Genomic DNA, 5,164 nt, shown 5'->3' with positions numbered 1-5,164 from the left:
GACCAGGGACTCATCGAACGCGTCCCCGACGACTTCGCGGTATCCCTCAAGCCGTCCCCGCCCGCCGGAGGTGTCGAGCGGGCCGGTGATGGTGGCGATCCTGGTCCGGCCGGTCGAGCGCAGGTACGCGACCATGGCGCGCGCGCCGCCACGTTCGTCGGCCGCCACGTACGAGACCTTCGACTCGAATCCAAGTGGCGCGCCGCAGGCGACGTAGGGGACGCCGGCCGAGCCGAGCAGGTCGGGCAGCGGGTCCCCGGCGTGCACGGATACCAGCAGCGCGCCGTCGACGTGACCCGCCGCGAGGAAGCGGGTGATCCTGGTCCGGTCGGAACTTGACGCGGCGATGCAGACGAACAGCCCGATGTCGTGCTCCGCGAGCGCCTGAGTACACCCTCGCAGCAGGACCGAGAAGTTCGGGTCCGCGAACAGCCGTTCCGCCGGCTCGGAAAGGATAAACGCGACCGACTCCGAGCGCTGGGTCACCAGCGACCTGGCGTGGTGGTTGACCACGTAGCCGGTTTTCTTGATCGCCCGGTTCACCGCGTCCAGGGTGCCTGGCGACACGTAGTGCCCGCCGTTCAGCACCCGGGACACGGTCCCACGGGAGACGCCCGCCTCCGTTGCCACGTCCTCGATCGTGGGACGCCGTCGCCCGCCATTCATACCTCTTGTTTACTGCCAGCCGGTCACTGCTTGACCGCGCCGGAGGCGATGTCGGTGCGCCAGTACCGCTGCAGCGCCAGAAACAGGATGACCAGCGGGATGATTGACAGCAGCGATCCGGTGACCACGAGGCTGTAGAGGGCCGGCTGGTACGACCCGCGGTTGAGCAGGGTGTAAAGCCCCACGGTGAGCGGGAACTTGTTCTCGTCGCTGAGCATAATGAACGGCAGCAGGAAGTTGTTCCACACCGCGACGAACTGGAACAGGAAGATCGTCACCAGACCCGGCGTCATCATCGGCACCGCGATCCGGGCGAACAGCGTCCCCTCCGGGCAGCCGTCCACCCGCGCCGACTCGATCACCTCGTCGGGCACCGCGGACATCGCGTAGATCCGCGCCAGATAGATCCCGTAGGGGGAGAGGATCGAGGGCAGCAGCACCGACCAGTAGGTGTTGGTCAGCCCGACCTTGGCCAGCAGCAGGTACTGCGGCAGCGCCAGCACGACCGGGGGAACGAGCACCCCCGCGAGCAGCAGGTTGAACAGCGTCGAACGGCCACGGAACTCGAACTTCGCGAGCGCGTACCCGGTCAGCGCGGATACAACGACGGACAGCAGCGCGCCTCCGCCGGCGTAAAGCGCCGTGTTGAGCATCCAGTGCCAGAAGACGCCGCCCGCGTAAGCGGACAGGCCTCGGATGTTCGACCATAGCGACCCGTTGGGCGCGAAGGTGAACGTGTTGAAGAGTTGGGCGTTGTTCTTGGTCGACGCGGTCAGCACCCAGACGACCGGCAGCAGGCAGTACACCGCTCCGAGCAGCAGGATGACGGTCGGGACCACGGCCGGCCGCTGGTCCCGGCCCCTGCGCCTGCCCTGGTTTCGCCGCCCCGAGGTGGACGGGGCCTGGGTGAGCGCGCCGTCGACGCGAGTCAGTGCCATCGTGGCTCACCGTCCCTGGAAGACGCGCTTGTTGCTCGCCCGGAGTAGGAAGAACGAGCCGGCGAACATGACCACCGCGATGATCACCGCGAGCGCGGCGGCCTCGTAGCTGTTGTTCTCGTCGAACGCCAGGTTGTAGATTCGCATCAGCGGCATCCAGCCCTGAGAGATCGTGTTGGTCAGTGGCAAGAGGGTCTCCGGTTCGTTGAACACCTGCAGGGTGGTGATCAGCGAGAACACCCCGGTGAGGATGAGCGCCGGGGCGATCATCGGGATCTTGACCCGCAGCGCGATCTGCGGCTGCGAGGCTCCATCGATGCGCGCCGCCTCGTACAGTTCCGACGGCACCGCCCGCAGCGCCGTGTACATGACGATCATGTTGAACCCCGTCCCGCCCCACACGCCGACGTTGGCCACAGACAGCAGCGCGACGTGTGTGGTGAAAAGGTTGGGCATCGACAGTCCGAACTTGCTCAGCATCTCCGGGAACGGCGACACGGTGGGCAGGTACAGGAATCCCCACAGCAGCGTGGCGATGACCGTCGGCACCGCGTACGGCAGGAAGATCGACAGCCTGCTGAACCGCTGGAACCGCACCCGCCGCGCGTCGAGCAGCAGCGCGAACAGCAGGGCGAGCCCGAGCATGACCGGGACGAGGATCACGCTGTAGATGACCACCCGCAGCAGGGAGGAATCAAAGGCCGGATCCGCTAGGGCGCTGGAGTAGTTGGAGAGCCCCGCGAACACCTGCCTGCGGGCGCCTGCCCCCAGACCGAGGCCACTGACCTCGGTCTTTTCCAGCGACAGGTAGATGGTGTACCCGATCGGGATGAGCAGGACCAGCACGTACAGGATCACGGCCGGGGTGACGAAGGCGTACGGCGCCATGCGCGGCGCCGCACGCCTTGATACGTGCCTCACGTCAGCCAGCCGCGACCGTGAAGCCGCTCTTCTTCATGTCGTTCACCACGGTCGACTGCACCGCTGTCAGCGGGCTGAGGAACGAGCCCTTGCCAGAGGCAGCGCTGCCGAACGCGGTCTGGAACTCGGTGTACGCGACGTTCACGTCCGGGCCCCAGGTGACGTTCGCGGCCGCGGCCGCGTACTGCTTCGCCAGGGTCCAGAAGTTCGGCTGATTGGAGAAATACGTCGGCGGCGCGGACAGCGCGGCCTCGGCGGCGGTGTCGGCCGGGTAGATGCCGCCGTCGGATACCAGCGCGGCGGTCGCCGTCGGGTCGGTGTTCAGCCAGGCGGCGAACTGGGCCGAGGCCTGCTGGTGCTTGGATCCGGCCATCACCCCGGTGGAGGAGCCGCCCCAGTTGCCGACCAGGTTCGCGCCGGAGGTCCACTGCGGCAGTTCGGTCATCTGCCACTTGCCGGTGCCGGACGGCGCCGTGGTCGGAAAGTCGCTGGGCGCCCATACGTCGGAGACCCAGGCGATGTACTTGCCGTCGTTCATCCCCTTGTTCCACGCGGCCGTCCACTGCGGCTGGTTGTCCACGCCGCCTGAGGACACCAGGCCCTGCCAGTACGAGGCGACCTTCTGGCTCGCGGCGTCGTCGATGCCCACCGTCCAGTTGCTGCCGGAGGCGGACCACCACTGCGCGCCCGCCTGCTGCGTCAGGCCGGCGAACTCACCGGGGTCGACGGCGGAAAACGAGCCGAGGTATACGCCTGGCGCCGCGGAGTGCAGCTTGGTCGCGTCGGCGGCGAACTGCGCCCAGGTGGCCGGCACCGTCAGGCCGTACTTCTTGAACAGATCGGCGCGGTAAAACAGGGCCATCGGCGCGGCGTCCTGCGGGACGGCGTACAGGTTACCGGTGCCCAGGGTCACCTGGTTCCAGTTGCCGGCCGGGAAATCGCTCTTCAGGCTGCCGTCGTACTGTGCGATGTTGGCCAGGTAGTTGTTCGTCACGAGCGTCGGCAGCACCTGGTACTCGACCTGCGCGAGGTCCGGCGGGTTGCCCGCCTTCGCGGCGGTGAGCAGCTTGGTGAGTTCCTGGTCGCCGCCGGCCTGGGTCTGGACCTGGACCTGGATGTCCGGGTGGGTCTTGTTCCAGATCGCGACGACCTTGTCCATGTTGGGCACCCAGGTCCAGAAGGTCAGTGTCACCTTCTGGCCGGAAGACGCCCGCGCGGACGCGGACGCTGCGGATGATGACGTGCCGGCCGCCGGCTGGGTGGACGAACTGCCCGACGAGGAGCAGCCCGCGGCGGCGGCCGCGGCGAGCGCCGCGACGGCGATCGCGACGGCGCGTCTGCGCCGCCGGGTGGGGATGAGCTTCATGGGTCCCTCCGCGGTGAGAGATCGCAGGTGATGATCCGCTTGGACCTGGCCGTCCGCAGGGGATGCGGTGGCCGGTGAAGGTGTCTGTGAACGCTCCCAGAGTTAACCCGTTGTCATACCTTGTCAAGGGTCGGTTTGCACTGGTTTCATTCTGTTATTCGCCTGTGAGCGATCCCAGATCTTGCTGCCCAGAAAACGCGGAGTTTCCCATGCATTCACGCTGGCCACGGCTTGATGGACTCGCCTACGGCGGGGACTACAACCCCGAGCAGTGGCCCGAGGAGGTGTGGGAGCAGGACGCGACGCTCATGCGCCGGGCCGGCGTCACGCTGGTATCGGTCGGTATCTTCTCCTGGGGCATGCTTGAACCCCGGCCGGGCGAGTTCGAGTTCGGCTGGCTGGACAAGGTGCTCGGCCTGCTGCACGACGCGGGCATCGCGGTCGACCTGGGCACGCCGACCGCCGCGCCGCCGCCGTGGTTCCTGCACCAGCACCCGGAGGCCAGGCCAGCCACCCGCGACGGGCTGCTGCTCGGGGGCGGGTCCCGGCAGACCTACTGCCCGTCAAGTCCCGCGTACGCGAGCGCGGCCGCGGGGATCACCCGCCAGCTCGCCGAGCGCTACGGTTCGCATCCCGCGGTGGTGCTCTGGCACGTCAACAACGAGTACGGCGCCCCCGTCGGCGAGTGCTACTGCGAGACCTCGGCGGCGGCGTTCCGCGACTGGCTGCGCGAGCGCTACGGCGACCTGGACACCCTCAACGACCACTGGGGCGCCTCGTTCTGGTCGCAGCGCTACGGGCAATGGGACGAGATCGACGCGCCGCGGACGTCCGCGACCGCGGTCAACCCGGCCCAGCGGCTGGATTTCGCCCGGTTCAGCTCCGACGCGCTGCTTGCCTGCTTCCGGCGCGAGCGGGACATCTTGCACGCGCTTTCGCCTGGGATCCCGGTCACCACCAACTTCATGGCGACCAACTGCAAGAGCGTCGACTACTGGCGGTGGGCAGCGGAGGTCGACGTGATCTCCAACGACAACTACCTGACCGCCGAGGCCACCGACAGCTACCTGGGTCTGGCCATGTCCGCCGACCTGACCAGGTCACTGGCGGGAGGCGGGCCGTGGCTGCTGATGGAGCACTCGACGAGCGCGGTGTCCTGGCAGCCGAGGAACATCGCCAAGCGGCCGGGCGAGATGCGCCGCAACTCCCTCGCCCACGTGGCCAGGGGCGCGGACGGCGTGCTGTTCTTCCAGTGGCGGGCCAGCCGGTTCGG

The 5,164-nt window shown here is 68.0% G+C and carries 5 protein-coding genes; 1 reads left to right on the top strand and 4 read right to left on the bottom strand.

The features are described from left to right. From VG296_RS09325 to VG296_RS09310, 4 genes are all read right to left on the bottom strand, one after another. A partial coding sequence (locus VG296_RS09325; protein WP_349259502.1) for a LacI family DNA-binding transcriptional regulator occupies positions 1-666 on the bottom strand: 666 nt, incomplete at its 3' end. Positions 667-689: 23 nt separating this feature from the next. Then, positions 690-1,604 carry a carbohydrate ABC transporter permease gene (locus VG296_RS09320; RefSeq protein ID WP_325565169.1) on the bottom strand — a complete coding sequence of 305 codons (915 nt, stop codon included), beginning with the start codon at positions 1,602-1,604 and terminating at the stop codon, positions 690-692. A 6-nt stretch (positions 1,605-1,610) separates the two neighbouring features. After that, positions 1,611-2,492: a sugar ABC transporter permease gene (locus VG296_RS09315; protein ID WP_325565167.1), complete on the bottom strand. Its 882-nt coding sequence runs from the start codon at positions 2,490-2,492 to the stop codon at positions 1,611-1,613. A gap of 34 nt (positions 2,493-2,526) precedes the next feature. Further along, positions 2,527-3,882, bottom strand: a complete 1,356-nt coding sequence (locus VG296_RS09310; protein ID WP_414641076.1) for an extracellular solute-binding protein — start codon at positions 3,880-3,882, stop codon at positions 2,527-2,529. A gap of 218 nt (positions 3,883-4,100) precedes the next feature. Between VG296_RS09310 and VG296_RS09305 the strand changes: the two genes are divergently transcribed. Further along, a partial coding sequence (locus VG296_RS09305) for a beta-galactosidase (protein ID WP_325565163.1) occupies positions 4,101-5,164 on the top strand: 1,064 nt, incomplete at its 3' end.

It is taken from the genome of Actinospica sp. (genome assembly GCF_035552695.1).
GTDB lineage: Bacteria > Actinomycetota > Actinomycetes > Streptomycetales > Catenulisporaceae > Actinospica.
The sequence above is the reverse complement of the archived record's forward strand: the minus strand, read 5'-3'. Positions and strand labels throughout refer to the sequence as shown.

Bases quoted from the DNA above. Each gene is read 5' to 3' on its own strand.
- VG296_RS09315 (WP_325565167.1), bottom strand. From the start codon at position 2,492: ATGGCGCCGTACGCCTTCGTCACCCCGGCCGTGATCCTGTACGTGCTG.
- VG296_RS09320 (WP_325565169.1), bottom strand. From the start codon at position 1,604: ATGGCACTGACTCGCGTCGACGGCGCGCTCACCCAGGCCCCGTCCACC.